Below are 24,964 nucleotides of genomic sequence, written 5' to 3'. Positions count from 1 at the left end.
CCTTGAAGGATTAATTTTTATAGTTGCCAGCTTTTGTCGCGTGTCAGCGGGGAACCGGAAAACCGGCAAGACCCGATGCACTGCGCACAGCTTAGGCCACAAAAAAGACAAATGCAATAAAATTTTCAATATAAATATAAATAGAAAATCATTTCTATTTTCTGGATTCACTCCTATAATTCTCGCCAGAACCAGCCGTAGCAATCACGCGGCCCAGCAAGCACACAGAGGAAAAAAACCATGGCAGCCACCGCCCCCATCGAACAGCTGATGCAGCATATTGCCGCCGAGTACGACAATCTGTCGCGCCAGTTGAAAGTCATCGCCCAATACATTGAAAAGCACCGCGCCAGCCTGATGCTTGAGCGCATCAGCGACATCGCCACCGCTTGCGACGTGCAACCATCGGCCATCGTGCGCTTCGCGCAGCGTTTCGGCTACACGGGCTTTTCCGAAATGCAAGATGTGTTCCGCCAGGCGTACACGGACCAGGCCGGCGCCACGCCCGACTACCAGCAGCGCATCCGCAAGCTCATTTCCACGCGCGACGCCGCTCTGAGCGCAGGCGACCTGACGCGTGAATTCGTCGGTGCCAGCCGTGCCGGCCTCGACGACCTGGCCGCCGGTCTCGACGACGCGCAGCTGGAAGCGGCCGTCAACCTGCTGTTGAAAGCGGAGAATATCTATGTGATCGGCGTGCGCCGGTCCTTCCCGATCGCCTCCTACATCGCCTACGCGCTCGAACACACGGACAAGCGCGTGCACCTGATCAGCGGACTGGGCGGCATGCACCGCGAACAGATGCGCAGCGTGCGCGAACGCGATGTGGCGATCGCCATCAGTTTCTCGCCTTACGGCAAGGAAACCCAGCAGTGCATCAAGGCGGCGCAAGACAAGGGCGCCAAGGTCCTGGTGATTACCGACAGCAAGCTGGCGCCGCTCGCGCGGGCCGCCGACGCGCTGCTCACCGTCACCGAGGGTAGCGCCTTCGCCTTCCGCTCGCTGACCAGCACCATCTGCCTGTGCCAGGCGCTGTTCATCGCGCTGGCATACAAATTAGAGCTCGACATCGAAGAAATCCACACCCCAGGAGAACATGATGATTGAAGTAGCATTGTTTGGCGCCGGACGCATCGGCAAAATCCACGCGGCCAACCTGGCCGCGCAACCCGGCGTGCAGTTCAAGTACGTGGTCGACGTCAACCAGGAAGCGGCCGCCGCGCTGGCCGACTTGCATGGTGGCAGCAGCGCCACGGTGGAAGCGGCGCTGGCCGACCCGGCCATCAAGGCCGTCGTCATCGCCTCCAGCACGGACACGCACGCGGACCTGATCCTGCGCTCGGCCACCGCCGGCAAGGCCATCTTTTGCGAAAAACCTGTCGACCTGACGCTGGAGCGGGCGCGCGCCTGCGCCGCCGCCGTCAAGGAAGCCAGGGTCATGTGCATGCTGGGTTTCCAGCGCCGCTACGATCCCACCTTCAATGCCGTCAAGACACGGATTGAGGCGGGCGAAATCGGCACGCCGGAGTTGCTCATTGTCACCAGCCGCGATCCGGGCCCGCCACCCGTCAGCTACATCAAGGTCTCGGGCGGCATCTTCAAGGATATGCTGATCCACGATTTCGACATCTTCCGCTGGATACTCGACGATGAAGCCGTCAGCGTGCACGCCACGGGCAGCTGCCTGGTCGATCCGGCCATCGGCGAGGCGGGCGACCTGGACACGGCCGTCGTCACCATCCGCACGGCCAAGGGACGCTTGTGCCAGATCAATGCCTCGCGCCGCGCCGCGTATGGCTACGACCAGCGCTTCGAAGTGCTGGGCAGCGCAGGCATGCTGCAAGCGGGCAACCACAAGCCGACGGAAGTGACGGCGTATGGGTCTGTGAACGTCAGCGTGGACAAGCCGGAAGACTTTTTCCTGGAACGCTATCGCGTAGCGTACGCGCAGGAAATGGCGCACTTTTTTGATGCCCTCAGCCACGGCACGCCGCTGCGCACCACCGTCCACGATGGCTTGAAGGCGTTGGAACTGGCCGAGGCGGCGACGCTGTCGTGGCGCGAAAGTCGTGTTGTAAACCTCGTGTCGTGACCCTGGCGTCGTAACTTTATAAACAACAATAAAAAATATGGAGACAGCATGTCATCCCCAACATTAAAAGTCGGCATCGTCGGCCTGGGCAGGCTGGGCCAGCGCCATGCCATCAACCTGGCGCAGCGCGTGCCGAATGCCGAAGTCGTGGCCGCCTGCAGCCCCGTGGCGGCCGAACTGGACTGGGCTGCCAGCCAGCTGGGCATCACCACCGGCTATGCCGACTACGACGCCCTGCTGACCCATCCGGGCCTGGACGCCGTGTTCCTCGTCACGCCCACCTCGCTGCATGCGGACCAGATCATCGCCGCCCTGCGCGCCGGCAAGCACGTATTTTGCGAAAAACCGCTGTCGCTGGACCTGGCCGACTGCCTGAAAGTGGAAGCGGAAGCGGCGCGCCACCCGCAGCTGACCATCATGATCGGCTTCGTGCGGCGTTTCGATGCCAGCTACCATGACGCGCAGCAAAAGATCGCCCAAGGTTGCATCGGCAAGCCGTATCTGGTGCGTTCGCAAACCTGCGACCAGAACGACCCCAGCGGCGCCTTCATGCGCTTCGCCCCCACCAGCGGCGGCATCTTCCTCGATTGCAGCGTGCACGATATCGACCTGGCGCGCTGGCTGCTGGGCAACCCCGTACCCAGGCGCGTGTATGCGAGCGGCACCAACGCCATTCACACGGGCTTGCAGGCGTTCGGCGACGTCGACAATGGCCTGGCCACGGTGGAATTCCTCGATGGCAGCATGGCCAGCTTCATGGCCTCGCGCACCATGGCGCACGGCCATGAAACCCTGACGGAAGTGTTCGGCACGGCCGGCCGCCTGGCCGTGGGCAGCAATCCGCGCCTGAACCGCGTGGAAATTTCGGATGCGCACGGCGTGCGCAATGAATGCACGCCGGACTTCTATGCCCGCTTCGCCGATGCCTTCTTGATCGAGGCGCAGGAATTCACGGATGCGGCACTGGGCCGGCGCACCTTGTCGCTGACCTTGCACGATGCGACGGAAGCGACGCGCATCGGCCTGGCCATGACGCAAGCGATGCGCGAAGCGCGGCCTATCGAGTTTTAAGCGCCGGCGCCGGCGTGCCTATACGCCGGCGCCATTTTCCGGCAGCAGGCGCCAGCCTGTCTGCAGTTTTATCATGCCACCTGCACCCCTTGGCCAGACGTACCAAACCGCTGCCGCTGGCCAACGATTTCCCTGACAATAGTGATAATTGCATGCGCGCGCAATGGAATCGCGCTTGCTATACAAAAATTTCTGGTGTGAAATGCCCGCAAGAATATTTTTTTATTAACTACGCTACCGGGAATGTTGCTGCGAGGAACGTTACTTGCCGTGCTGACACACTTGTTATCTGGCCTGGCCATACGCAGGCGTATCGGCTACTACTGGCGAGCGCCCCCTCGGACCCGAGCAACTGCTGGAAGCAGACCAGAAAACAGTAAGCCGGAGCCCAAGCCATGAGCCAGAATCTTGTCGACGAGATTGTCGAATTTTTCAAGGACCTGATCCTGGGCGACTTCGAGGATGACCAGGGCAAGGCCGCCATGATCGTCGGCGGCGCCATTTCCCTGATCCCCGTGGTTGACTAGGTGATGGACGTGCGCGATGTCTCGGGCATGATCTACCGCGTCGGCAGGAAAGGCGTGTCTCGCGCGACCCGCGATGACTGGGTCGACATGGCGCTGGCGGCGTTCGGCTGCATTCCGGAAGTCGGCAGCCTGTTCAAGACCATCATCAAGCCTTTGCGCAAGTACCGCAAAGAGGTCGGCGCGGCCGCCGCTGGCGGCAATGTCATGATCGAAGCGATGCTGGGCAAGAGCAAGGGCGCCGCGATCAAATTCCTGAAAACCTTCCAGTGGGCGCAAAACACCCAGCTGGCAATCAGCACGGCGATGAGCGCACTGGACAATTGCGTGCAATTGCTCGGCTACCTGTCGACCAGCCATTGGTGGCTGCCGTCGGACTTGCAGCATCTGGCGCGCGACATGAAGCCGCAAGTCGAAGCGGTGCGTGGCCCGCTCAAGGCCGGCATTGCGCAAGGCGCCAAGGCGCTGCAGGACTTGATCGAGGACATGCTGGGCGAAGACGCATTATGGGCGGCAAAAAAAATCGCTGTAGCGGCCGGCACCGGCGCCAATACGGCAGCCAGGCACAATCACAAGCCAGGCAACACGCATCCGCACAGCGCCAACGCCCAGTTTAAATCGTCCACGACAAGCTCAGATAAAAAGTCCAAGGGCGTGGATGCCAAAGCAAAAACCAAAGAACGGGACTCGCCGGGCAAGGGCAAGGAACACAAACCCGTGGACGACTCGCACCGCCAGAGCAGCGACGGTGGCACCGCGCCGGTGAAGAATACGTCGCGGCCGATTCGCGAATTGCTGTCTGAAATCAAATTTGGGCCGCGGGGACTGGTCGGTGAGCATATGGCCGACTACTACCATATGGATCATGTGCTCAAGAAAACAGGTGACTGGCCACACGACAACATCCACGGTAAATGGCGCAGCAAATATCCGCGCATTGTCGGACCAGACAGCAAACACAAGCGCCCCACCGAACTGGTGCCGGAGGACCTGGCCAAGGTGACCTTGTCCGGCGTCGATACCATCTGGCAGACCGATGCCACGACCTACCAGTTTATCGAGGCGAAGTTCAGCGAGAGCATTTATAGCCTGCATGCGCGACTGAAAAGAAATACAGGAAACGGCACAATCCCGAAGGCGCCGGCGTCACTGAACGACAGGCAATTGATGCTGTGGACGTTGCTGGGAGAGCCGAAAAAAGGGACGCAGATGAGTAAAGAATGGATTACCAACAGCGTCAAGGACAAAACCATGCAAAATCCGGCCAATTTGAAAAATCGATGGGTTTATCTTATGCTGGGTACCCCTGCTGCCTCAAACCCGTTCGTGACAAAAACCCACCCGCAAAGTAACCTCAAGCTCACGGCTGCACCCGGTGTGATGGATCATCTTGAAGCAATCCTGGAGCTTATCGGCTCAGGTGACCATTACAACATTAAATTACATGACAAACACAAGCCCACACATGGCATCACTGATACTTTCGACCGTTTTGAAATAGATAAGATAGAGACTGGCAGAAAACTTGCGCTCACCTCGCAGCCCAAAAAAACCGGGGCCGAAAAAGATGAAAAACCCAAGACTTCCCCTTCCCCGAGAGCAAAGGCAGAAAAAAGAAAAGGCACCTGAGAATGAGCCATCCCTCATTTCACGAAAAAAGAAGGCAACAATTTCTCTATGAAGAGCTGTATATAAAAACGAGGGAAAATCAACTGGCTTTAATCGAAGGACAACAGGAAAACAAGGACATTGCTGAAACAGCACAAGATGCAGCGCTGGCTTACCATTTTTTATATCTGGAAACATTCTGGCTATGGATGCTCGACTACACCGCCGGAGTGGAGATCGACGAACTGGCGCCGCGTATTTCCGGCATTGTCGATCTATTTGAAAAATGGAATGAAGTTGATCAGGTTTACCGGCAGCAAGCTGTGCTTGAATACCCGGAATATGGCCCCTATGAATATGAGGGCGCACCTCAGTTTTCCATTCTCTCCGATTATGAAAACACCTTGCAATTACTCAGCATTGCAATATTGCTGCGTGACCGACGATCAGTCATGCGGCTGGTTGATATGCTGCGTAGCCATCGCGGCCTTGACGGACTGTACGAGCAATTGATTGGCGGGTATGTAGACAACGAAATGGCGCTCGACACGTGTATCTTGGGCAAGCCCTACGATACCCTGCTACAAGTGTTTTACGAGGAAGACGAGCAAGAGACACTGCACTTGCTGAAACAGTACCTGAAACAATGGTATCCCGCGATGAAAGATCATCCGCGCTGGCACGACGAGCATTTGAAGATCAGCGACGAAGGCTACGCTGGGTATTATGGCTATTGGGCATTTGAAGCAGGTGCGGCGGTATTTTTACTTGATCTCAACGACAGCGGGATAGACCATATGGTCTATCCGAAAGACTTGGTGGATTACGCTCGTAAACTACGTACGGAAAATCGCCATACCAGTCTTGATGCTGCCCTTGTAGCCGATGGGGGGCGCATCGAAGGTGGTCAGCCATGTCCGAAAGCGGGCTTCTGGGAAACACCGGCCAGCTTGCATGGCCGTCGCTATTTCGAGCATGGCGAAGTGATGCCAGCGTTCGAAGATGCCGCGTATGGTCAGACAATCTGGCAGTGGAGTGCCAAGCAATAAAGCGTTGCGAGCCCGTGCCTGACAATCAGGCACGGGCTTCATTGATCACGCTGATTCAGCGCTGCTTAGCCTGGTCACAGCCATATTTCCAACGCCGCGGGACTGCTATACTGCTTCTTCGATTCCCTTCTTCCTGCCGCCATGCCCGCTTTCCTGTCCGATATTGCAGAACGCTATGTGCATCTGGTGCTGGCCATCGGCCAGCATGACGCCTCCTACGTGGACGCGTATTACGGCCCGCCCGAATGGCAAGCGGCGGCGGCGACTGCGCCCTTGCCGCTCACACGGATCAGCCAAGACATCGCAGCAGCGCTTGCGCTGCTGGTGCAGCGACCATTGGCCACTGACCAGGAAACGCAGCTGCGCGCGCGCAGCCTGCGCAGGCAATTGCTGGCAATGCAAACGAAGGTGGCGATGCTCGGCGGCGAGAAACTTGGCTTTGACGAAGAAAGTACGCAGCTCTACGACGCCGTTTCTCCCCATCACACCCGCGCCTGGTATGAAGCCATCGTTGCGCAAGTGGCCGACCTGTTGCCCGGCAAACAAGCGGTGAGCGAACGTGTGCAGCAATTTCGCAGCCAGTTCATCATTCCGCCAGAGCGATTGCAGGACGTCATGCAGGCCGCCATCAGGGATGGCAGGGAACGCACCTTGCAGTACATCACCCTGCCCGACGGCGAAGATTTTGTGCTGGAATTCGTCACCGGCAAACCGTGGAGCGGCTACAACTGGTACAAGGGTAACTACCAGAGCGTGATCCAGATCAATACGGACTTGCCCGTGTACATCGATCGCGCCGTCGACCTCGGTTGCCACGAAGCGTATCCGGGGCACCATGTCTACAACGTGCTGCTCGAACGCGACCTGGTGCGCGGCAAGGGCTGGGTGGAATACTGCATCTATCCGCTGTATTCGCCGCAATCCTTGATCGCCGAAGGCACGGCCAATTACGGCATCGAACTGAGTTTCACGGATGAAGAACGGCTGGCTTTCGAACAGCAGGTGCTGTACCCGCTGGCCGGTCTGGACCCTGCGCTGGCACCCCGCTATGCGCAACTCAACGCGCTGCTGGCCAGACTCGGTTATGCCGACAACGACATCGCGCGCCAGTACCTCGAAGGCGGCCTGAGCCGCGAAGAAGCGCTGGAATGGCTGGTCAACGTGCGCCTGTACCCAGCCGAAAAATCCGCGCAGCGCCTGCAGTTCTACGATGCCATGGGCGCCTATGTCATCAACTACAACCTGGGCCAGGACATGGCGAAAGCCTATGTCGAACGCCAGGGCAGTACGCGCGCCGAGCACTGGGCCGCCTTCCGCGATTTGATGTCCTCGCCGCGCGTGCCCAGCGCGCTGCTGGCATGAGGCGCACACGATAAAGGAGAGTCGCATGCACATCACGCACACCACCAGCGCCCTGCTGCTGGCCCTGTCCTTCAGCCATGCGGCGTGGGCCAGGGATGCCGCCGTCGCCACGGCGCCCGCGCTGAGTGCGCGCCAGCAGGCGCTGATGGCCACCGTCGTGGGCAGCGCCGCCCATCCGCGCATCCTGCAGGTACACCTCGATGAACTGCATCCGACCCAGCCAGCCATCGGCTACGACCAGGTGTACTACAAGCTGGGACGCTATGCGGCCGAAGAAAAGCACGTCGCCGACATCGCCAAGCCGAAGAAATATGCCGACCTGTGTGAATCCAATGGCCAGGGCGACGTCTTGCCCAACACGGCCAATGTGGCCGGCGCCAGCCTGGCCGCGCCACCGGCCGGCTACCGCTGCAAGGCGGCCGTGGGCAGCCGTCCGGACGACATGAAGAGCGTCGTCATCGGTCCGCGCGGTGTCGTGTACCTGACCGATGGCCACCACACGTTTTCCACTTTCTGGGAGGCCGACGGCGGGCGCAATCATCAATTGAAAGTGTGGGTCAAGGTCAGCGACAATTTCAGCGCGCTGGGCGAAGCGGCGTTCTGGACGCGCATGCGCGCAGAAAACAAGGTGTGGCTGAAAAATGGCAGGAACCAGGCCATCACGCCGCAGCAACTGCCACCCGCCATCGGCCGGGCGGCGCTGGGCGACGACCCGTACCGCTCGCTCGTCTACTTTACGCGCGAGATCGGCTACAAGCCGCCCGCGCAGGCCACGGAATTTCTCGAATTTTACTGGGCCGGCTGGCTGCGCGACAAACCGGCGCTGGACCTGGCGCGCATCGACCTGCTCGATCGCGCCGCGTATGCCAGCGTCATCCTGCAAGCGGCGCAGGCCATGGTGGCGCTGCGGCCTGATGACATCGTCAGCGGCGGCAAGCGCGCCGCCGACCTGGGTGCACTGGACAAGGTCGACCGCGAAACGCTGGAAGAATTGACGCAGAACAAAGGCAAGCTGAGCTACGCCATCGCGTACAGGAAATCGCTGGCGCAGTAAGCGCGGCGACGTAAACGACAACGGCCCGCCTGTCAGCTGACAGGCGGGCCGTTTTCTATTGCGGGTGCCGCTTACGCGATGCGTTCGCCGTTGGCCGGATCAAACAGCGCCGCTTTCGACAGGTTGAACGACAACTGCATGGTCTGCCCCGGCAGCACCGCTTCGCGCGGGTGCGTGCGGCAAGTCACAGCAGCGCCGTTCAAGCGCGTCGTCAGCAAGGTATCGGGGCCGGTCGGCTCGACCAGGTCGATCAGGCAGCCCAGTTCCTGGCCCACGTCGCCGTGCGCGCTGCTCATGTCCGTAATCTGTTCCGGGCGCACGCCCAGGATCACGTCGCGGCCCGAATAGCTGCGCAGCTTCTCGGCGTCGAAAGGCAAGGCCAGGCGCATGCTCTTGCCCGCGTTTTCGATGGCGACCAACACCGCGCCGCCCTCGATGACAGGCTTGACGGTGATGAAGTTCATCGATGGCGAACCGATGAAGCCGGCCACGAACAGATTCGCCGGATTGTCATAGATTTCCTGCGGCGTGCCCAGTTGCTGCACCACCCCATCCTTCATGACGGCGATCAAATCGCCCATGGTCATCGCCTCGATCTGGTCATGCGTGACGTAGACGATGGTGGCCTTCAGGCGCTGGTGCAGCAGCTTGATCTCGGCGCGCATTTCCACACGCAGCTTGGCGTCCAGGTTCGACAGCGGTTCGTCGAACAGGAACAATGACGGCTTGCGCGAAATGGCGCGGCCCATGGCGACGCGCTGGCGCTGGCCGCCCGACAGCTGCGCCGGACGGCGGTCCAGCAAGTGCGTGATTTGCAGGGTTTCGGCGACGCGGGCGACGATTTCCTCCTGCTCGGCCTTCGGCACTTTTTTCACGTTCAGGCCAAAGGCGATGTTTTCGCGCACCGTCATCGACGGATACAGCGCGTAGGACTGGAACACCATGGCGATGTCGCGGTCCTTCGGCGGCAAGTCGTTGACGACCTTGCCATCGATGAGGATTTCGCCCGAGGTGACGCTTTCCAGGCCGGCCACCATGTTGAGCAAGGTCGATTTTCCGGAGCCGGAGCCGCCGACGAGGATCAGGAACTGGCCATCCTTGATCTCGATGTCGATGCCCTTGAGGACTTCGACGCCATTCGTGTACACCTTGCGGATACCGCGTATCGATAAACTGGACATATTATTTCCTTAACCTTTGACTGCGCCTGCGGTCAGACCGCGCACAAAATAACGGCCTGCGACCAGATAGACCAGCAGGGTAGGCAGCGCGGCAATCACCGCGGCCGCCATGTTGACGTTGTATTCCTTCACGCCCGTGGACGTGTTGACCAAGTTGTTCAAGCCCACCGTAATCGGCTGCGAATCGCCGCTGGCGAAGACGATGCCGAACAGGAAGTCGTTCCAGATCTGCGTAAATTGCCAGATGACGCAGACGACGAAAATCGGACCCGAAATCGGCAGCACGATCTTGCGGAAGATCAGGAAGAAGCCGGCACCGTCGATGCGCGCCGCCTTGATCAATTCTTCCGGCACGCCGATGTAGTAGTTACGGAAGAACAGAGTCGTGAAGGCCGTGCCATACACCACGTGGACGAAGACCAGGCCGGTAGTGGTATTGGCCAGGCCAAATTCGCCCAGCAAGCGCGCCATCGGCAGGATCACTACCTGGAACGGAATGAAGCAGCCCACCAGCAAGGCGGCAAACAGCATTTCCGAACCACGGAAGCGCCAGTGCGCGAACACGTAGCCGTTGAAGGCGCCCAGGAAGGTCGAGATCAGCACGGCGGGTATCACCATCTTGATCGAGTTCCAGAAGAACGGCTGCATGCCGTCGCAAGTGACGCCCGTGCAGGCGGAAGACCAGGCCTTGGACCAGGAATCGAACTGCCACACCTGCGGCAAGGCCAGCAGGTTGCCGCTGCGGATCTCGTCGAGCGACTTGAACGACGTCGACAGGGTCACGTACAGGGGCACGATGTAATACACCGCGAACAGAATCAGCAGCAGGTAAAGCACCACCCGTCCCAGGGTGAGGCTGTTGTTACGTGTAGGAGTGTGTGTCATCTCATCGCCTTTGCGCTGCGCGTTTCCAGGTACATCAGCGGCACGAGCACGGCCACGATGGTGGCCAGCATCATCATGGCTGATGCCGAGCCCAGGCCCAACTGGCCGCGGGTGAAGGAAAACTGGTACATGAAGATGGCCGGCACGGACGACGAGTTGCCAGGTCCGCCAGCCGTCAATGCGATGACCAGGTCGAAGCTCTTGATGGCGATGTGCGCCAGGATCAGCAGCACGCTGAAGAACACGGGACGCATGGCGGGAATCACGATGCGCCAGTAGATCGTCGGCAGGGATGCGCCATCGACTTGGGCCGCCTTGATGATTTCATCATCGATGCCGCGCAGGCCGGCCAGGAACAGCGCCATGACGAAGCCCGACGATTGCCACACGCCGGCGATGACCACCGTGTAGATAGCCATGTCGGAGTTCACCAACCAGTCGAAGGTAAACGACGTCCAGCCCCAGTCGTGCATGACCTTTTCCAGACCCAGGCTGGGATTGAGCATCCATTTCCAGGCCGTGCCGGTGACGATGAAGGACAAGGCCATCGGGTACAGGTAAATGGCGCGCAACGCGCCTTCGGCGCGGATTTTCTGGTCCAGCAGGATCGCCAGGAACAGGCCGATGGCGATGCTGCAACCGATGAACAGGACACCAAAGATGCCGAGGTTCTTGAGCGAGGTCCACCAGCGCTCATTGTCGAACAGCTCGACGTATTGCACCAGGCCGGCGAACTCGTAGTTCGGCATCAGCCGCGATTCGGTCAGCGACAGCCAACCGGTCAAAAAGATAAAACCATAGACGAACAGCAGACTGGCGATGAGCGTGGGGCCCAGCACCATCTGCGGTATCCATCGGTCGAATTGCTTGCGTATGGACATAGGAGAGCCGTAGAGAGAACTGCGTGTGGCGCCCGCCTGGGCGGGAGCCTGCGGTGCATGCGATGCAGCGGGCGCCGGCGGGGAAGCCGGCGCCGTCTTGATTACTTCACTTTTGCCGCTTTGGCCAGCGCTGCAACCGCGTCTTTCGAGCTCATGTTGGTATTCATGAACTTGGCGATGACGTCGGTGACGGCGCCTTGCGTGGCCGATGCCAACGCCATGCCGTGCGCGAACGATGGCACCAGGCCGCCGGTCTTGTTGGTGGCGTCCATGTCTTCCATCGATTTCAGGGCGCAAGCGTCAAACTTGTCCTTGGAAACGCCGGAACGCACGGGGATGGAACCCTTGTTCAAGTTGAAGATCGACTGGAACTTCGGATTCATGATGGCGTTGGCCAGAGCGATCTGACCTTTCTTCGCATTCGCATCCTTTTGCGTGAACATGGCAAACGAATCGATGTTGAAGGTGTAAGCCTTGTCGGTGCCAGGCGCCGCCACGCACAGGTAATCCTTGCCCGGCACTTTGCCGGCGGCCGTGAATTCGCCCTTGGCCCAGTCGCCCATGAACTGGAAGCCGGCCTTGTTGTTGATGACCATGGCGGTCGCCAGATTCCAGTCGCGGCCAGCCGCATCCTTGTCGATGTAGGTCTTCACCTTGCCCAGGGTATCGAACACCTTGAGCATCGTCGGGCCGGTCAATTCCTTCTGGTCCAGCTTGAGGATGGCCTTCTTGTAGAATTCGGTGCCGCCCACGCCCAGCGCGACCGATTCAAACACGGTGGCGTCCTGCCATGGCTGGCCGCCGTGGGCAATCGCGATGCCGCCCGATTTCTTGATTTTCTCGGCCGCGACGAAGAACGCATCCCAGGTGGTCGGGGTGGTGGCCACGCCGGCTTTTTTCAGCACTTCCGGATTGACCCACATCCAGTTGACGCGATGGACGTTGACCGGAGCGGCAACGTAGTGGCCCTTGTACTTCATGATGTCGGCGACCACTTTCGGCAGCACGGCATCCCATTTGCCTGGGATGGCGGCATCGTCGATATTGGCCAGCACGCCTTCCGCGCCCCACTCCTGAATCGATGGGCCCTTGATCTGGGCGGCCGTTGGCGGGTTGCCGGAAATGACGCGGGTTTTCAATGCGGTCGCGGCGTTTTCGCCAGCGCCGCCAGCCACGGCGAAGTCTTTCCAGCCGAAGCCGCTTTCTTTCACGATTTGCTGCAACTGGCCCACGGACTTCGCTTCGCCGCCGGAGGTCCAGTAGTGCAACACTTCCACGTCGGTCGCAAAGGCGCTGCCGGCAAATGCCAGGGTGGTCAACGCGGCCAGTTGGGTAATCTTGAATTTCAGTTTCATCTCCACATTCCTTTTTTGATCAAGCTTTTAGGGGGCTTCGGCATACGGGGGCCGAAAAAGGTGATAGTGCGCCTGTACCGACGCTCTTGTGCTCAGACCCGCTTGCAAACGGGCATCATCTTCAGTGAAAAGACGGCGCCGTGATCCATGACATGCTTACATTGTATTTATATCACGGGACGGCGCCAAAAACGCATCCGCGAAGGATGCGCCAGGTTGATCTAGACTGACAACGCCTGCAAACTTAGAACCAGGTTTCCACTTGGAAACCATACGACGTGCCGCTGGTATTGTTGTTGTAGATCGGGCCACTGTTGTTCGACGCATTGACCGAGGCGGTGGCCGCATCGTTCCATTTGCCGTAGGTCACAAAAGCGCGCAATTCAGGGCGCGACCACAGGCCAGGACCGGCGGAGATCGTCGGTGCAATGGTCAGCTTGGTCAAACGCTTGGCCGGCAGGCCGCCCGCTTGCGTCACGCGGTCTGTGCCCAGTTCGCCCACCAGCTTGAAGTTGTCGGTGAAGGCGTACACGGGACGCACGCCAACCGAGGTCCAGGTAGAGGAACCGGTGGCATTCGACTCGTCTTTTTGCCACAGGGCGACGAATTCCATGCCGAAGTTGGCCATCGGCTGGATCGCCATGTCATTGAAGACGCGCGTGCGCTTGCGGTCCGAACCGTCGCCGGTGTCGCCCGAGGCGCCGAACTGGCCGTTGCCCGCGCCACCGACACCAGGACCGACGCCGTACTGCACGCCGAAGGTGTTGCCGCCGCCGAAGACTTTCGCTTGACGGTGGAAGGCCGACAGCTGCCAGCCGTTATTGCGCTTGCCCAGGATGGCGTCATCCTTGCCTTCGCCGATGATGTAGGTCGCGGCCAGGTCCAGCGTGCCGTTGTTGTTGACAGGAATTTCACCGTAGATGAAGTTCTGGCGCACGGCCGATTTGGTGCCCAGGTAAGCACCCGGTACGCCGCTGCGCGTGCCTTTGTCGTCATCGCGCTGGGTCTTATCGTTGTCCTTGAAGAAGGCATACGAGAATTTACCCGGGCCCGCAGGAATGCGGTCCAGGCCGGCGCCCGTGCCGTTCATGTTGATGTATTGCAGATCCAGCATGTGGATGTCAGGACGGTAGTAGAAGCGTTTACCGATCCAGGCCGTGCCGCCGTTCAGGAAATCGAGTCCCTGCGCTTCGACGTAGGCCTTGACGATGCCCAGCTTGTTGTCGCCGAAATCGGAATTTGGCGCGTAGGCGTTGACCCAGATGGTGGCCATGTAGTTCACGCCGCCGGACTTGGCGACGGACTTGGTGTAGCCGAATTCCGTGTAGGCGTCGCACTCATTGCCCAGACGGTATTTCATGGTATTGCCGCCCAGACCGAAGCAGCCTTGCGAGCCGCCGTCGCCCGACGTATTGCTGCCGGCGCCGGCGCGCAGGTAGCCATGGAAGCCTTCGGAGTCACTTGGGTACATGGGGTCGGCAGCAGCGGAACCGCTGGCGATGGCTAAGACGATGGCAGCTGGCAGCGTTTTCAACACGGCCTTGAACATGGTGCGATGCAGCATGGTAAGTCTCCTCAGTAGTTATTTTTTATCTAGTCATTCGTGGCCGAATGTACTGGCCAGAATTCTTTCCAGCAGGGACATAGTAACTATACTACGAACAAATATCAACATATTATGTTGTAATCCTACGACTACTCTGCGACACTTTATTTGCGTACCAATGGGTGAGTTGAAGCCCTGTTTTTTCCGCTGGCGCCAGCGTTTCCGGCACTGGGGACAAGCATTTGCGCAGGCACCCTGCATTTTTCGGCACGCGGCACGTATACGAATTAAAATCCTTGGTTTTCGCCCATAACGACAGTGCGCCGCCACGACCGCGCACGCAAACGAGACTCAGCACCGCCATGAAAATTGATGAAAAAATGGAAGTAGCAGGCAGCGATCCGGCGGAGCGTTTCAGTGAAGGGCCGCGCCTGCTGGCAGACATCGGCGGCACCAATGCCCGCTTCGTGCTCGAAACGCGCCAGGGCCACCTGGAAGCGGTGGCCGTGCTGCCCTGCGACGACTACGCTTCGCTGCTCGACGCCATCACCGCCTATATGGATAGCAGCGAGGCGCGCGCCGCCGGTTCGGCGCGCGTGCGCCATGCGGCCATCGCCATCGCCAATCCCATCGACGACGACAATATCCGCATGATGAACCATCACTGGTTCTTCTCGATAGAAGCGATGCGCGCCGCGCTGGGCCTCGACACGCTGCTGGTGGTGAATGACTTCACGGCGCTGGCCATGGCCCTGCCCTATCTGCGGCCCGACCAGCGCCTGCAGATCGGCGGCGGCATGGCGCGCGCCGACAGCGTCATCGGCCTGCTCGGTTCGGGCACGGGCCTGGGCGTGTCGGGCATGATCCCCGCCGAAGACCGCTGGATTGCGCTGGGCAGCGAAGGCGGCCACGTCAGCTTCGCGCCCTGCGACCAGCGCGAAATGGATGTGCTGTCCTTCGCCTGGCGCGAACTGTCGCACGTCTCGGCCGAACGCCTCGCATCCGGGCGCGGCCTGGAACTGATCTATCGCGCCCTGTCCGACCGCGCTGGCCGGCATGACGTGCAGCCGCTGCTGGCGGCCGACATCACCAGCCGCGCCCTGAACAATGAATGCGACGTGTGCATCGAAGCGGTGGACTGCTTCTGCGCCATCCTCGGCTCCATCGCCGGCAATGTGGCCATGACCCTCGGCGCGCTGGGTGGCATCTATATAGGTGGCGGCATCGTGCCGCGCCTGGGCCCCCTGTTCGAGCAATCGCAGTTCCGCGCGCGCTTCGAACAAAAGGGCCGCCTGAACGAGTACCTGGCGCAGATTCCCACCTTTTTGATCACGGCCGAACTGCCTACTTTTCTGGGCATCGCCGCCATCCTGGCGCAAAAGCTCAAGCGCGCCCATTCCGGCGCGCCCGTGCTCGAATCGGTGCGCCAGGCGCGCGGGCGCATGAGCCCCTCGGAATGCAAGGTAGCCGACTGGGTCTTGAAAGAGCCGAACGCCATGCTGACCCTGCCGATCGCGGAAATCGCCCAAAGGGTCGGCGTCAGCCAGCCGACCGTGATGCGCTTTTGCCGCTCGATCGGGGTGCAGGGCCTGGCCGATTTCAAATTGAAGCTCGCTTCCGGCCTGACGGGCGGCGCCATCACGGTGGCGCACTGCCACGTGGAGATTTCAGACTCCGACGCCGAACTGGCGCGCAAGGTGCTGGGCAATAACGCCTCGGCAGCGCTGGCCCTGCGCGACATGCTCGACGTGAAAGCGCTGACGGCCGCCATCGAACTGCTGCGCGGCGCGCAGCGCGTGGAATTGCTGGCCGTGGGCAGCGCCCGCGTGGTGGCCGACGACATGCAGCACAAGCTGCTCAACCTGGGCATCGTCAGCAGCTTCTTTGCCGATCCGCAGGCGCAGGAAATGAGCGCCGCCATGCTCAAACCGGGCGACGTCGCGCTGGTGATTTCACGCTCGGGCGCCCTGCCCGAGCTGCTGCGCACCGTCAAGGTGGCGCAGGGCTGCGGCGCGCGCGTGCTGGCCATTACGGCCAGCGGTTCGCCACTGGCCAAGCTGGCCGACGTGCTGCTGACATTGAACCACCCGGAAGGCAACCTCAATTTCGTGCCCATGATCGTGCGCCTGCTGCAGTTGATGATGCTCGATATCCTGTCGGTGGGGCTGGCCCGGCGCGACACTGCGCAGCGCACCAGCGCCGCCGAACTGGAAGAAGGTCAATTGCACGGCATGCGCATCAGCGGCAAGCTGAAATTCGGTGGCCACCTCGAATAAGGCGGCGCCCGCCGCCCACGCCCCCGATACGGCCAGCGGCGCCACCGTGCATGACGTGGCGCGCGTGGCCGGCGTGTCGGCCATGACGGTATCGCGCGTGATCAACGGGCGCGCCAGCGTCAGCACGGCCACGCGCGACAAGGTCGCGGCGGCGATCGCCAGCCTGCACTATCAGCCCAATCTGGCGGCCAGGGCGGCCCGCACGGGCACCCTGCGCATCGGCTTGCTGTACAGCAACCCCAGCGCCGCCTTTCTCAGCGAATTCCTGGTCGGCGCCATGGACCAATGCCGCCAGGGCGGCGGCCAGCTGCTGCTCGAACGCTGCGAAGACCTCGACAGCCAGCGCGCCGGCATCGATTGCCTGGTGGCGGCCGGCGTGGACGGCATCCTGGTGCCGCCACCCCTGTGCGATTCGCCGGAAGTGCTGGCGCAACTGAATCAGATGGGCATCCCCGCCATCGCCGTGGCCACGGCACGCCCCTCGCCCGATGTGTCGGCCGTGCGCATCGACGACTACGAAGGCGCACTGGCCATGACGCGCCATCTGCTCGCGCTGGGCCACCGCGACATCGGCTTCATCGAAGGCGATCCGGCGCACACGCCCGCCCTGCTACGCCGCCAGGCCTTCGAGGACGCCATGCGGGAAGCGGGCTTGCCGGTGCCGCCGCACAGGGTGGCGCAAGGCTACTTTACGTATCGTTCGGGTCTCGACGCGGCGCGCCAGTTGCTGGCGCAGAAACCGCACCCGAGCGCCATCTTCGCCAGCAACGACGACATGGCCGCCGCCACCCTGGCCGTGGCGCACGGCATGGGCTTGCACGTACCGGCGCAATTGAGCGTATGCGGCTTCGACGACACCCCCGTCGCCACCACTGTCTGGCCCGAGCTGACCACCATCCACCAGCCCATCGCCGACATGGCGCGCGCCGCCGTCAATCTCGTCATCGACGAAATCCGCCAGCGCCGCGCCGGAGAGACGGCGCCCGCCACGCATCACCTGATGGCGTTTACCTTGATGGAGCGGGCGTCGACGGGGCCCGTTACATGGGAGCAGACCCCGCATTTTCCGCTCGATTGATACTGCTACCGCACCACCGTGCGCTGCGCCAGCGACTCCACCAGCTCCACCGACGGCGGTGATCCACCCGCCGCCAGGCAGGCGCCCGCGCCCGCCGCGACGGCAAAGCGCAAGTGCTGGCCACCGTCGGCATCTGGCCGGTACATCAGGCTGTACAGCAAGCCGCCGATGCTGGCGTCGCCCGCCCCCACCGAGTCGACCACCTCGATGACGGGCGGCGCCGCCTGCCATGTTTCCTCGCCCCGATACAGCGCCGCGCCCTGCGCACCACGCGTATATAAATAGGTGGCTTGCCGATTCCAGCTGCGCAGCGTGGCAAACGCGCCATCGATGTCGTCGTGGCGGAACAGGCCCGCCAGGTCTTCGTCCGACACTTTCACCACGTCAGCCAGTTCCACCATGCGGCGCAGGGTGGCATCGTAGCGTTCATCCATCATGATGCGGAAATTCGGGTCGTAACTGATGTTGACGCCGGCCGCTTTCAATTCCTGCGCCAGCGCCACCAGCTTGCCCGCCAGCGGTTCGCGCGCCAGGCTGATGCCGCCGAAATGCACCCATTGCGCCCCCTGCATCCAGCCGCTGGGCAGCTGCGCCGCGTCAAAATGCAGGTCGGCGCTGTCGTCGCCGATGAAGTAATAGGTGGGCGGATGCAGTTCATGCACGATGGCCAGCAGCGGCGACTTTGCATGGCGCTGCAAAAAGCGCATGTCCAGGCCGGCCGCCTCGGTGGCAGCGGCCAGCGCGTCGCCGAAGACGTCGAGGCTGACGGCGCCGGCAAAGGCGCTGGGCACGCCCAGGCGCGCCATCACGCGCGCCACGTTCCAGGTCGAGCCGCCCACCTGGCTGCTCCAGGAGTCCGCGCCCGTGCGCAGCATGTCCGTCAGCGCTTCGCCGGCCGACACAAAGCGTGGGAAATTGGCGGCGCTCATGCGGCACCGCCAAGCACGTTCAGCACTTCATAGCAGGCGCCCATGGTGTGGTAATCGGTCTTGCCGGCCGGGCTTTTCTCGTTGCTGATCTTCTGGTTTTCCGGTGTAAGGATGCGGTACCAGGCGCCGTGCTCGTGGTCGACAAAGTGCGTCCAGCTGTAGTCCCATATCTTGTCGTAGCTGCGCCAATAGGCGTCGTCGCCCGTGCGCGCGGCCAGCACGGCGGCCGCCGCAAAGCTTTCCGCCTGCACCCAGAAGTATTTGTCGCCGTCGCAGATTTCATCGTGCGGGCCGAAACCGTAATGGATGCCGCCATGCGCGCCATCCCAGGCCTTGGCCAGGGCTGTGTCGTACAGGGCGCGCGCACGCGGCAGCAGCCAGTCGGACGGACCTGCCATGAACTTGGCGTGGCGCTCCATGATCAAGAGCAGCTTGGCCCATTCCGTGAAGTGGCCCGGCTGATAACCCCACGGACGGAAGATATTGCTCTTGTCGTCCAGGTTGTAATCCCAGTCTATCGACCAGTCAGGCGTGTAGTGTTCCCATATCATGCCGTTCGCCAGACCCGCCTGGCGCACGGTGATATTGTGCGCCAGTGTCTCCGCGCGGTGCAGGTAGCGCGCCTCGCCCGTCGCCTCGAACGCGGCCAGCATGGCTTCGCAGGCATGCATGTTGGCGTTCTGGCCCCGGTAGCCGTCAAGCGTCGCCCAGTCGGCGCTGGCCACGTCCGCATACAAGCCGTGTTCGGGCAGCCAGAAGCGCTGCTCCATCAACTCAAACGTCTCGTCCAGATACGCGCGCGCTTCCGCCATTCCCGCCTGCAAGGCGTGGGCATAGGCGAGCAGCACGAAAGCCAGGCCGTAGCAGTGGTTGGCGCCGTCCTCCATCGTCTTGACGCCGTCTTGCCATTTCAATTGCCAGGCGTAGCCGCCAGTGGCCGGGTCGCGGTGTACGTCGCGTAAAAAGGCCACACCGTGGCGCAGCGCCGCCTGGTAATCGTCGTCGCCGAAATGGCGGTAAGCCATGGCGTAATTGAAGATGAAGCGCGTGCTGCTGACCAGATGGCGCGTGCTGGCGTCGTAGACGGTGCCGTCATCGCGGAAGAAGTGATAAAAACCGCCGCTCGCATCGATGGCGCGCGGGTGATAAAAGTGCATCGTGTGCAGGATATGCTTTTCGAGCATTGCCCTGGAGCGGAAATCGGGATTCATGGGTCTCTCATGATATTGTTATCGATAACAATGATGATAGCATGCCGCCTCCACGCCGTCATGCCCAGTCAGCGGGTCTTGGCCAGACTGAGCTTTTCGCGCCACAGTGCCGCTTGCGCGGGGTCGGCTGCCTGTTCCAGCTCGCCCTTATCGTACACCTTGACCAAGCGTTCGATCGCGTCCACGTCGCCCTGCTTCGCCGCCAGCAGGTACAGCGCGAAGGGCTTGGGCGCCGGCCCTTGCCGGGTTGGGCCGCCACGGCCCTGCTCCAGCAGGCGCGCAAAACCCGTCTGCCCCGGCGGGCTTTTGGCGATGGCAGCCATCTCGTACCAGCCCAGGGCCGCCTCGTCGCTCTGCGGCACGCCCTGCCCCACTTCATACGAGTGCGCGACATTGTTCAAGCCGGGCGGATCGAGCACCTTGGCCGACTTCATGTACCAGGTGAACGCTTCCTTGCGCTGCGCCTCGTCCTTGGCCGTCATCATCAGCCGGTAGCCGATTTCATTGTAGGCGTAAATAAAGCCGTTTTCCGCATAAAACTTCAGCCAGTGCAGCGCATGCGCCTGTTCTTCCGCGCTGCTGTGGATATTCTCAAAGTGCATGGCAACCGTGAAGTTGGCCAGTTCCACGCCTTGCGCGGCGCCCTTGCGCGACCAGTATTCACCCAGCTTGCGGTCGATGGCCATGCCCTGGCCCAGCGTGTAGGCCACGCCAAGGAAAGCCTGCGCCGGGCCATAGCCGCCTTCGGCCGATTTCTTCATCCACGCCAGGCCGGCGTCGACATCGCGCGGCGTGCCTACGCCGCCGTGCAGCATCTGCGACAGCTCCAGCTGGGCGGCCGTGTCGCCCCCTTCTGCGGCGCGGCGTGTCTTCCCGAAGGCGGCGACCTTGTCTGGCGACAGGTCGGCCGGGCGGTTGATCACGGCCTGCACGCGCGCGCGCATGTCATCGAGGCCTGACATATCGAATTCGGCCAGCGCCGGATGCTGGCGCGGTTCCTTGGCGGACGCTGGCTGCGCCAGCACGGGCTGCGCCAAGGCCAGGCTCAAGATGAACACGAGGGTCTTCATTTCTTTTCCTTTTCAGCCAGCTTGCCGCGCCATTCGGCCGCGTCGTCGGCATTCGCCTGTTGTCCCAGTTCGCCTTTGACATACACGTCAAGCATGCGCCGCATGGCGGGCAAGTCGCCGCTCCATCCGGCCCGCTCGTACCAGATCAGGGCCCACTTGTCCGACTGTTTCGCGCCCAGGCCCAGCTCATAGGCATGGGCCAGGTTGCGCATGCCGGCCGGCTCCTTTTCACGCGCCGATCTTTGATACCAGGCGAAGGCCTCGTTGCGCTGTGCATCGTCCGTGGCCGCCTGCATCAGGCGTTCGCCCAGCGCGTTATAGGCAGGAACAAAGTGCTGCTCTGCCGCCGCCTCCAGCCATTTGATGGCCAGCGCCTGCTCTTCGCCACTGCTGTCGCCGTTGATGAATTCCAGCGCCAAAATGGTTTGCGCCAGTACGTCGCCTTGCGCCACGCCCTGGCGCAGCCAGTACTCGCCCTGTGCCCGGTCGACCGGCACCTTGCCGCCTACGGTATAGGCCAGTCCCAGGTCTCCCTGCGCCGGCGCATAGCCGCCTTCGGCCGACTTGCGCAGCCAGGCCATCGACTGCGCCGTGCTTTGCGGCGCGCCGACGCCCAGCTGCAGCTTGCGCGCCAGTTCCAGCTGCGCCACCACATCGCCCGCTTCGGCAGCACGCCGTGTCTCGGCAAATGCGGCGATATTGGCCGGGTCCCTGGCCGGCGCATCGGCACGCGCTTCGATGGCCAGCAACTGCAGGTCGAGCAAAGTGGGCGAGGTTTGCGCCAGAATGGATAGCGGCAGCAGAAAAGGGATCAGCAAGAGGAATTTCCTGGGCATGCGATGGTGTCGGGAAGAAGAAAACACGCATGGTAGCCGATGCTACGCCAGACAGGCGCGCACCGTACGGGAAGTTTGACAGGGCACGCCGGCGGGCTTACATTGCACCAACTAAACCAAGCTGCCCAGGAACGCCATGAATTGCCTATCGAAAACCGCGTTGACCTTGCTCGTCGCCCTCGCCGCCAGCACCACTGCCAGCGCCGCCGAGACCCAGCTGGCCGGCTGCGCCGCCAAGCGCGAAAGCATCCGCAGCGAATTGCGCCAGGCCCAGGAACAGGGCCTGTCCGACAAGGTCGCGGGCCTCACGCGCGCGCTCGACGAAGTCAACGCCCACTGCCGCGACAGCAACCTGGTCGAACGCCACAACAAGAAGATCGTCAAGGCGCAGGCCAAGGTAAACCAGACGGAGCGCTCGCTGCGCCTGGCCCAGGAAGCGAACAAGCAGCCGAAGAAAATCGCCAAGCTGGAAGGCAAGCTGGAAAAAGCCAGGGCGGAACTGGCCGCCCTGCAGTCTCAAACGCCTTAAGCCTTCTCCCCCAGCAGTTGATAAATGCTGGAAAAATCCAGCGCGCCCGAGCCCGCCTTGCTGTGCAAACTATATAAATTGCGCGACAGGGCCCCCAGCGGCACGGCCGCGCCGCTGGCCAAGGCGCTTTCCACGGCCAGGCCCAGGTCTTTCAGCATCAGATCGACGCCGAAGCCGCCCGTGTAACCGCGCGACGCGGGCACGTTCTCGGCCACGCCCGGACACGGGTTGTACACGTCCAGGGTCCAGTTGCGGCCCGAACTTTTCGCCATCACGTCCGACACCACCTTCGGGTCCAGGCCATTGGCCACGCCCAGGCGTATCGCTTCGCTGGTGCCGATCATGAGTATGCCCAGCAGCATGTTGTTGCAGATCTTGACCGTCTGGCCGCAACCCGAGCCGCCTGCATGGAAAATCGCCTTGCCCATGATCTCCAGGTAAGGCCGCGCCGCCGCCAGCGCCGCCTCTTCGCCGCCCACCATGAAGGTCAGGGTGCCGTTGGTGGCGCCCGCCGTGCCGCCCGAGACGGGCGCGTCCAGCATGGGCATGCCCTTCTCCTGCGCCGCGCGGCCCACCTGGCGCGCCGCTTCGGTGGAAATCGTCGAACAGTCGATCAGCAGGGTGCCGGGCCGTGCCTGCGCCAGGATGCCAGTCTCGCCCAAAGGGTTACCCAAATAAGCACCAAGAACGTGGCGGCTGGCCGGCAGCATGGTAATGACGATGTCGGCCGCCTGGATCGCCGCCGCCTGGTCATCGGACACCAGGCCGCCGCCCTCGGAAAACTGCCGCACGCTGGCCGGCAGCAAGTCAAAACCTGTCACCGCATGGCCGGCGCGCACCAGGTTTTGCGCCATGGGCAGTCCCATGTTACCCAGGCCGATGAAAACGATATTGGAGCTCATCGTCGCCTCCTTATTTCATCGAGATGGTGGTATTGACGCCGCTGCCGCCATCGTCCGGGGCGAACCAGCGCGCCGTGACGGTCTTGGTTTGCGTCCAGAAGTACAAGGCTTGCTTGCCGTTTGGGCCCAGGTCGCCCAGCTTCGACGCGCGCGATCCGGTAAAACTGAAATAGGCGACGGGCACGGGAATGGCCACGTTGATGCCCACTTGCCCCACGTCGATCTCGTTCTGGAACTTGCGCCCCGCCCAGCCGGACGAGGTGAAGATCGAGGTGCCGTTGCCGTTCGGGTTGGCGTTGATGAAGGCGATGGCCTGGTCCAGCGTGTCCGTCTCGACCACGCACATGGCGGGGCCGAAAATTTCCTGCGTGTAGACGGAGTTCGATGCTGCCACCTTCGAGAAAATCGTCGGTCCCATGAAGTTGCCGCCCTCGTAACCCGCCACCTTGTGGCCGCGGCCATCGAGCAGCAGTTGCGCGCCTTCGTCCACGCCAGCCTGGATCAGCTTTTCCGCGCGCTGCATGGCCGCTTTCGAGACCATCGGCCCCAAGTCGGCCGTGCGGTCGCTGCCAGGCCCCACTTTCAGCGCCTGCGAGCGGGCGACGATTTCCGGCAGCCAGGAACGCGCCTCGCCCACCAGCACGACCACGGAATTGGCCATGCAGCGCTGGCCGGCCGCGCCGAACGCCGCGCCGATCAGGTTATTGATCGCCTGTTCCTTGTTGGCGTCAGCCAGCACCACGCAATGGTTTTTCGCGCCCATCATCGATTGCGCGCGCTTGCCCGATTCGCTGGCGCGGCGGTACACATGCGTGCCCACGTGGGTGGAGCCGATGAAGGAGACGGCCTTGATGTCGGGATGGTCGCACAGCATGTTGACGACGTCGGCGCCGCCATGCACGACGTTCAGCACACCGGCCGGCAAGCCCGCCTGGTACATCAGTTCGACCAGGTACATGGTCGACGACGGGTCTTGCTCCGACGGTTTCAATACGAACGTATTGCCGCAGGCGATGGCAATCGGGAACATGAAGCACGGCAGCATGACGGGGAAATTGAACGCCGTGATGCCGGCGCCCACGCCCAGCGGCTGGTAGATATTGTAGACATCGACGCCCGTGGCCGCGTTTTCCGCGATCTCGCCCAGCTGCAGGGTGGCGATCGAACACGCGTGCTCCACCACTTCCAGGCCGCGCATCACCTCCCCTTCCGCGTCCGGCAGGGTCTTGCCGTGTTCGCGCGTGATCAGTTCGGCCAAAGCACCAATGTTTTCGCGTATCAGGTGCTGGTACTTGAGCATGATGCGCATGCGCGCCGCCAGCGGCGTATTGCGCCAGGTTTTAAACGCTTCCTTGGCCGTGGCAACGGCCAGGTTGACTTCATCCGGCGTGGAAAACGGCACCTTGGCGACGAGTTCCTGCGTGGCCGGGTTGACGACGTCGCGCCACTCGCTACTGATTGAAGCGTGGTGCTTGCCGCCGATATGCAGCGGGATGGAAGGGATTTGAGTGAGGGCTTGGTTCAT

At 61.9% G+C, this 24,964-nt stretch carries 22 protein-coding genes; 11 read left to right on the top strand and 11 right to left on the bottom strand.

Annotated features, from left to right (window positions below):
* The first annotated feature begins 240 nt into the window (after nucleotides 1-240).
* The 8 genes from ACQ4WL_RS08580 to ACQ4WL_RS08545 all read left to right on the top strand — a co-directional run bounded on the left by ACQ4WL_RS08580 (nucleotide 241) and on the right by ACQ4WL_RS08545 (nucleotide 8,760).
* Nucleotides 241-1,107, top strand: coding sequence for a MurR/RpiR family transcriptional regulator (locus ACQ4WL_RS08580; RefSeq protein ID WP_071077880.1), 867 nt, complete (start codon nucleotides 241-243; stop codon nucleotides 1,105-1,107).
* On the top strand, nucleotides 1,100-2,092 hold the full coding sequence (gene iolG, locus ACQ4WL_RS08575; protein ID WP_436509642.1) for an inositol 2-dehydrogenase: 993 nt from the start codon (nucleotides 1,100-1,102) through the stop codon (nucleotides 2,090-2,092). The genes ACQ4WL_RS08580 and iolG overlap by 8 nt, the downstream gene beginning before the upstream one ends.
* A 48-nt stretch (nucleotides 2,093-2,140) precedes the next feature.
* On the top strand, nucleotides 2,141-3,163 hold the full coding sequence (locus ACQ4WL_RS08570) for a Gfo/Idh/MocA family oxidoreductase (protein ID WP_436509325.1): 1,023 nt from the start codon (nucleotides 2,141-2,143) through the stop codon (nucleotides 3,161-3,163).
* A gap of 395 nt (nucleotides 3,164-3,558) precedes the next feature.
* A complete protein-coding gene (locus ACQ4WL_RS08565; RefSeq protein WP_436509324.1) occupies nucleotides 3,559-3,690 on the top strand; it encodes a hypothetical protein in 132 nt (43 codons plus the stop codon).
* 3 nt (nucleotides 3,691-3,693) lie between these two features.
* Nucleotides 3,694-5,316, top strand: coding sequence for a hypothetical protein (locus ACQ4WL_RS08560; protein ID WP_436509323.1), 1,623 nt, complete (start codon nucleotides 3,694-3,696; stop codon nucleotides 5,314-5,316).
* 2 nt (nucleotides 5,317-5,318) lie between these two features.
* Nucleotides 5,319-6,344 (top strand): PoNe immunity protein domain-containing protein, encoded by a 1,026-nt coding sequence (locus ACQ4WL_RS08555; protein WP_436509322.1) that lies wholly within the window; start codon nucleotides 5,319-5,321, stop codon nucleotides 6,342-6,344.
* Nucleotides 6,345-6,485: 141 nt separating this feature from the next.
* Entirely contained in the window at nucleotides 6,486-7,706 is a 1,221-nt protein-coding gene (locus ACQ4WL_RS08550) for a hypothetical protein (RefSeq protein WP_436509321.1), read from the top strand.
* 25 nt (nucleotides 7,707-7,731) lie between these two features.
* A complete protein-coding gene (locus ACQ4WL_RS08545; RefSeq protein ID WP_436509320.1) occupies nucleotides 7,732-8,760 on the top strand; it encodes a ParB/Srx family N-terminal domain-containing protein in 1,029 nt (342 codons plus the stop codon).
* Nucleotides 8,761-8,831: 71 nt separating this feature from the next.
* On the opposite strand, the gene ACQ4WL_RS08540 is transcribed toward ACQ4WL_RS08545, so the two are convergent.
* The 5 genes from ACQ4WL_RS08540 to ACQ4WL_RS08520 form a co-directional block, all read right to left on the bottom strand.
* Complete coding sequence (locus ACQ4WL_RS08540; RefSeq protein ID WP_436509319.1) at nucleotides 8,832-9,941, bottom strand: ABC transporter ATP-binding protein; 1,110 nt, start codon at nucleotides 9,939-9,941, stop codon at nucleotides 8,832-8,834.
* 9 nt (nucleotides 9,942-9,950) lie between these two features.
* Complete coding sequence (locus ACQ4WL_RS08535) at nucleotides 9,951-10,826, bottom strand: carbohydrate ABC transporter permease (protein ID WP_436509318.1); 876 nt, start codon at nucleotides 10,824-10,826, stop codon at nucleotides 9,951-9,953.
* Nucleotides 10,823-11,707 carry a carbohydrate ABC transporter permease gene (locus ACQ4WL_RS08530; RefSeq protein ID WP_071077887.1) on the bottom strand — a complete coding sequence of 295 codons (885 nt, stop codon included), beginning with the start codon at nucleotides 11,705-11,707 and terminating at the stop codon, nucleotides 10,823-10,825. Before ACQ4WL_RS08530 ends, ACQ4WL_RS08535 begins: the two co-directional genes overlap by 4 nt.
* 101 nt (nucleotides 11,708-11,808) lie before the next feature.
* Nucleotides 11,809-13,062 (bottom strand): ABC transporter substrate-binding protein, encoded by a 1,254-nt coding sequence (locus ACQ4WL_RS08525; protein WP_436509317.1) that lies wholly within the window; start codon nucleotides 13,060-13,062, stop codon nucleotides 11,809-11,811.
* 244 nt (nucleotides 13,063-13,306) lie between these two features.
* Complete coding sequence (locus tag ACQ4WL_RS08520) at nucleotides 13,307-14,626, bottom strand: maltoporin (RefSeq protein ID WP_436509316.1); 1,320 nt, start codon at nucleotides 14,624-14,626, stop codon at nucleotides 13,307-13,309.
* Between the two features lie 344 nt (nucleotides 14,627-14,970).
* On the opposite strand from ACQ4WL_RS08520, the gene ACQ4WL_RS08515 reads away from it, so the two are divergent.
* Together ACQ4WL_RS08515 and ACQ4WL_RS08510 are read left to right on the top strand one after the other, a co-directional pair.
* Entirely contained in the window at nucleotides 14,971-16,884 is a 1,914-nt protein-coding gene (locus ACQ4WL_RS08515; RefSeq protein WP_436509315.1) for a glucokinase, read from the top strand.
* The gene (locus ACQ4WL_RS08510; protein ID WP_436509314.1) at nucleotides 16,868-17,962 is read left to right on the top strand and encodes a LacI family DNA-binding transcriptional regulator; all 1,095 of its coding nucleotides are present in this window, start codon (nucleotides 16,868-16,870) and stop codon (nucleotides 17,960-17,962) included. Before ACQ4WL_RS08515 ends, ACQ4WL_RS08510 begins: the two co-directional genes overlap by 17 nt.
* Before the next feature lie 5 nt (nucleotides 17,963-17,967).
* On the opposite strand, the gene ACQ4WL_RS08505 is transcribed toward ACQ4WL_RS08510, so the two are convergent.
* The 4 genes from ACQ4WL_RS08505 to ACQ4WL_RS08490 all read right to left on the bottom strand — a co-directional run bounded on the left by ACQ4WL_RS08505 (nucleotide 17,968) and on the right by ACQ4WL_RS08490 (nucleotide 21,990).
* Nucleotides 17,968-18,891: a carbohydrate kinase family protein gene (locus tag ACQ4WL_RS08505; RefSeq protein WP_436509313.1), complete on the bottom strand. Its 924-nt coding sequence runs from the start codon at nucleotides 18,889-18,891 to the stop codon at nucleotides 17,968-17,970.
* Nucleotides 18,888-20,102 (bottom strand): AGE family epimerase/isomerase, encoded by a 1,215-nt coding sequence (locus ACQ4WL_RS08500; RefSeq protein ID WP_436509312.1) that lies wholly within the window; start codon nucleotides 20,100-20,102, stop codon nucleotides 18,888-18,890. Before ACQ4WL_RS08500 ends, ACQ4WL_RS08505 begins: the two co-directional genes overlap by 4 nt.
* 68 nt (nucleotides 20,103-20,170) lie before the next feature.
* Nucleotides 20,171-21,172 carry a tetratricopeptide repeat protein gene (locus ACQ4WL_RS08495; RefSeq protein ID WP_436509311.1) on the bottom strand — a complete coding sequence of 334 codons (1,002 nt, stop codon included), beginning with the start codon at nucleotides 21,170-21,172 and terminating at the stop codon, nucleotides 20,171-20,173.
* The gene (locus tag ACQ4WL_RS08490; RefSeq protein ID WP_436509310.1) at nucleotides 21,169-21,990 is read right to left on the bottom strand and encodes a tetratricopeptide repeat protein; all 822 of its coding nucleotides are present in this window, start codon (nucleotides 21,988-21,990) and stop codon (nucleotides 21,169-21,171) included. The genes ACQ4WL_RS08495 and ACQ4WL_RS08490 overlap by 4 nt, the downstream gene beginning before the upstream one ends.
* Before the next feature lie 154 nt (nucleotides 21,991-22,144).
* On the opposite strand from ACQ4WL_RS08490, the gene ACQ4WL_RS08485 reads away from it, so the two are divergent.
* Nucleotides 22,145-22,537, top strand: a complete 393-nt coding sequence (locus tag ACQ4WL_RS08485) for a DUF1090 family protein (protein WP_436509309.1) — start codon at nucleotides 22,145-22,147, stop codon at nucleotides 22,535-22,537.
* Here the strand turns inward: ACQ4WL_RS08485 and mmsB are convergent.
* Together mmsB and ACQ4WL_RS08475 are read right to left on the bottom strand one after the other, a co-directional pair.
* Entirely contained in the window at nucleotides 22,534-23,439 is a 906-nt protein-coding gene (gene mmsB / locus ACQ4WL_RS08480) for a 3-hydroxyisobutyrate dehydrogenase (protein WP_436509308.1), read from the bottom strand. The two genes, ACQ4WL_RS08485 and mmsB, sit on opposite strands and share 4 nt — an antisense overlap.
* Nucleotides 23,440-23,449: 10 nt before the next feature.
* Nucleotides 23,450-24,964, bottom strand: coding sequence for a CoA-acylating methylmalonate-semialdehyde dehydrogenase (locus tag ACQ4WL_RS08475; RefSeq protein ID WP_436509307.1), 1,515 nt, complete (start codon nucleotides 24,962-24,964; stop codon nucleotides 23,450-23,452).

It is taken from the genome of Janthinobacterium kochi (genome assembly GCF_051380715.1).
Classification (GTDB): domain Bacteria; phylum Pseudomonadota; class Gammaproteobacteria; order Burkholderiales; family Burkholderiaceae_D; genus Janthinobacterium.
Note: the sequence above shows the minus strand (reverse complement) of the source record. Positions and strands in the feature narration are given on the sequence as shown.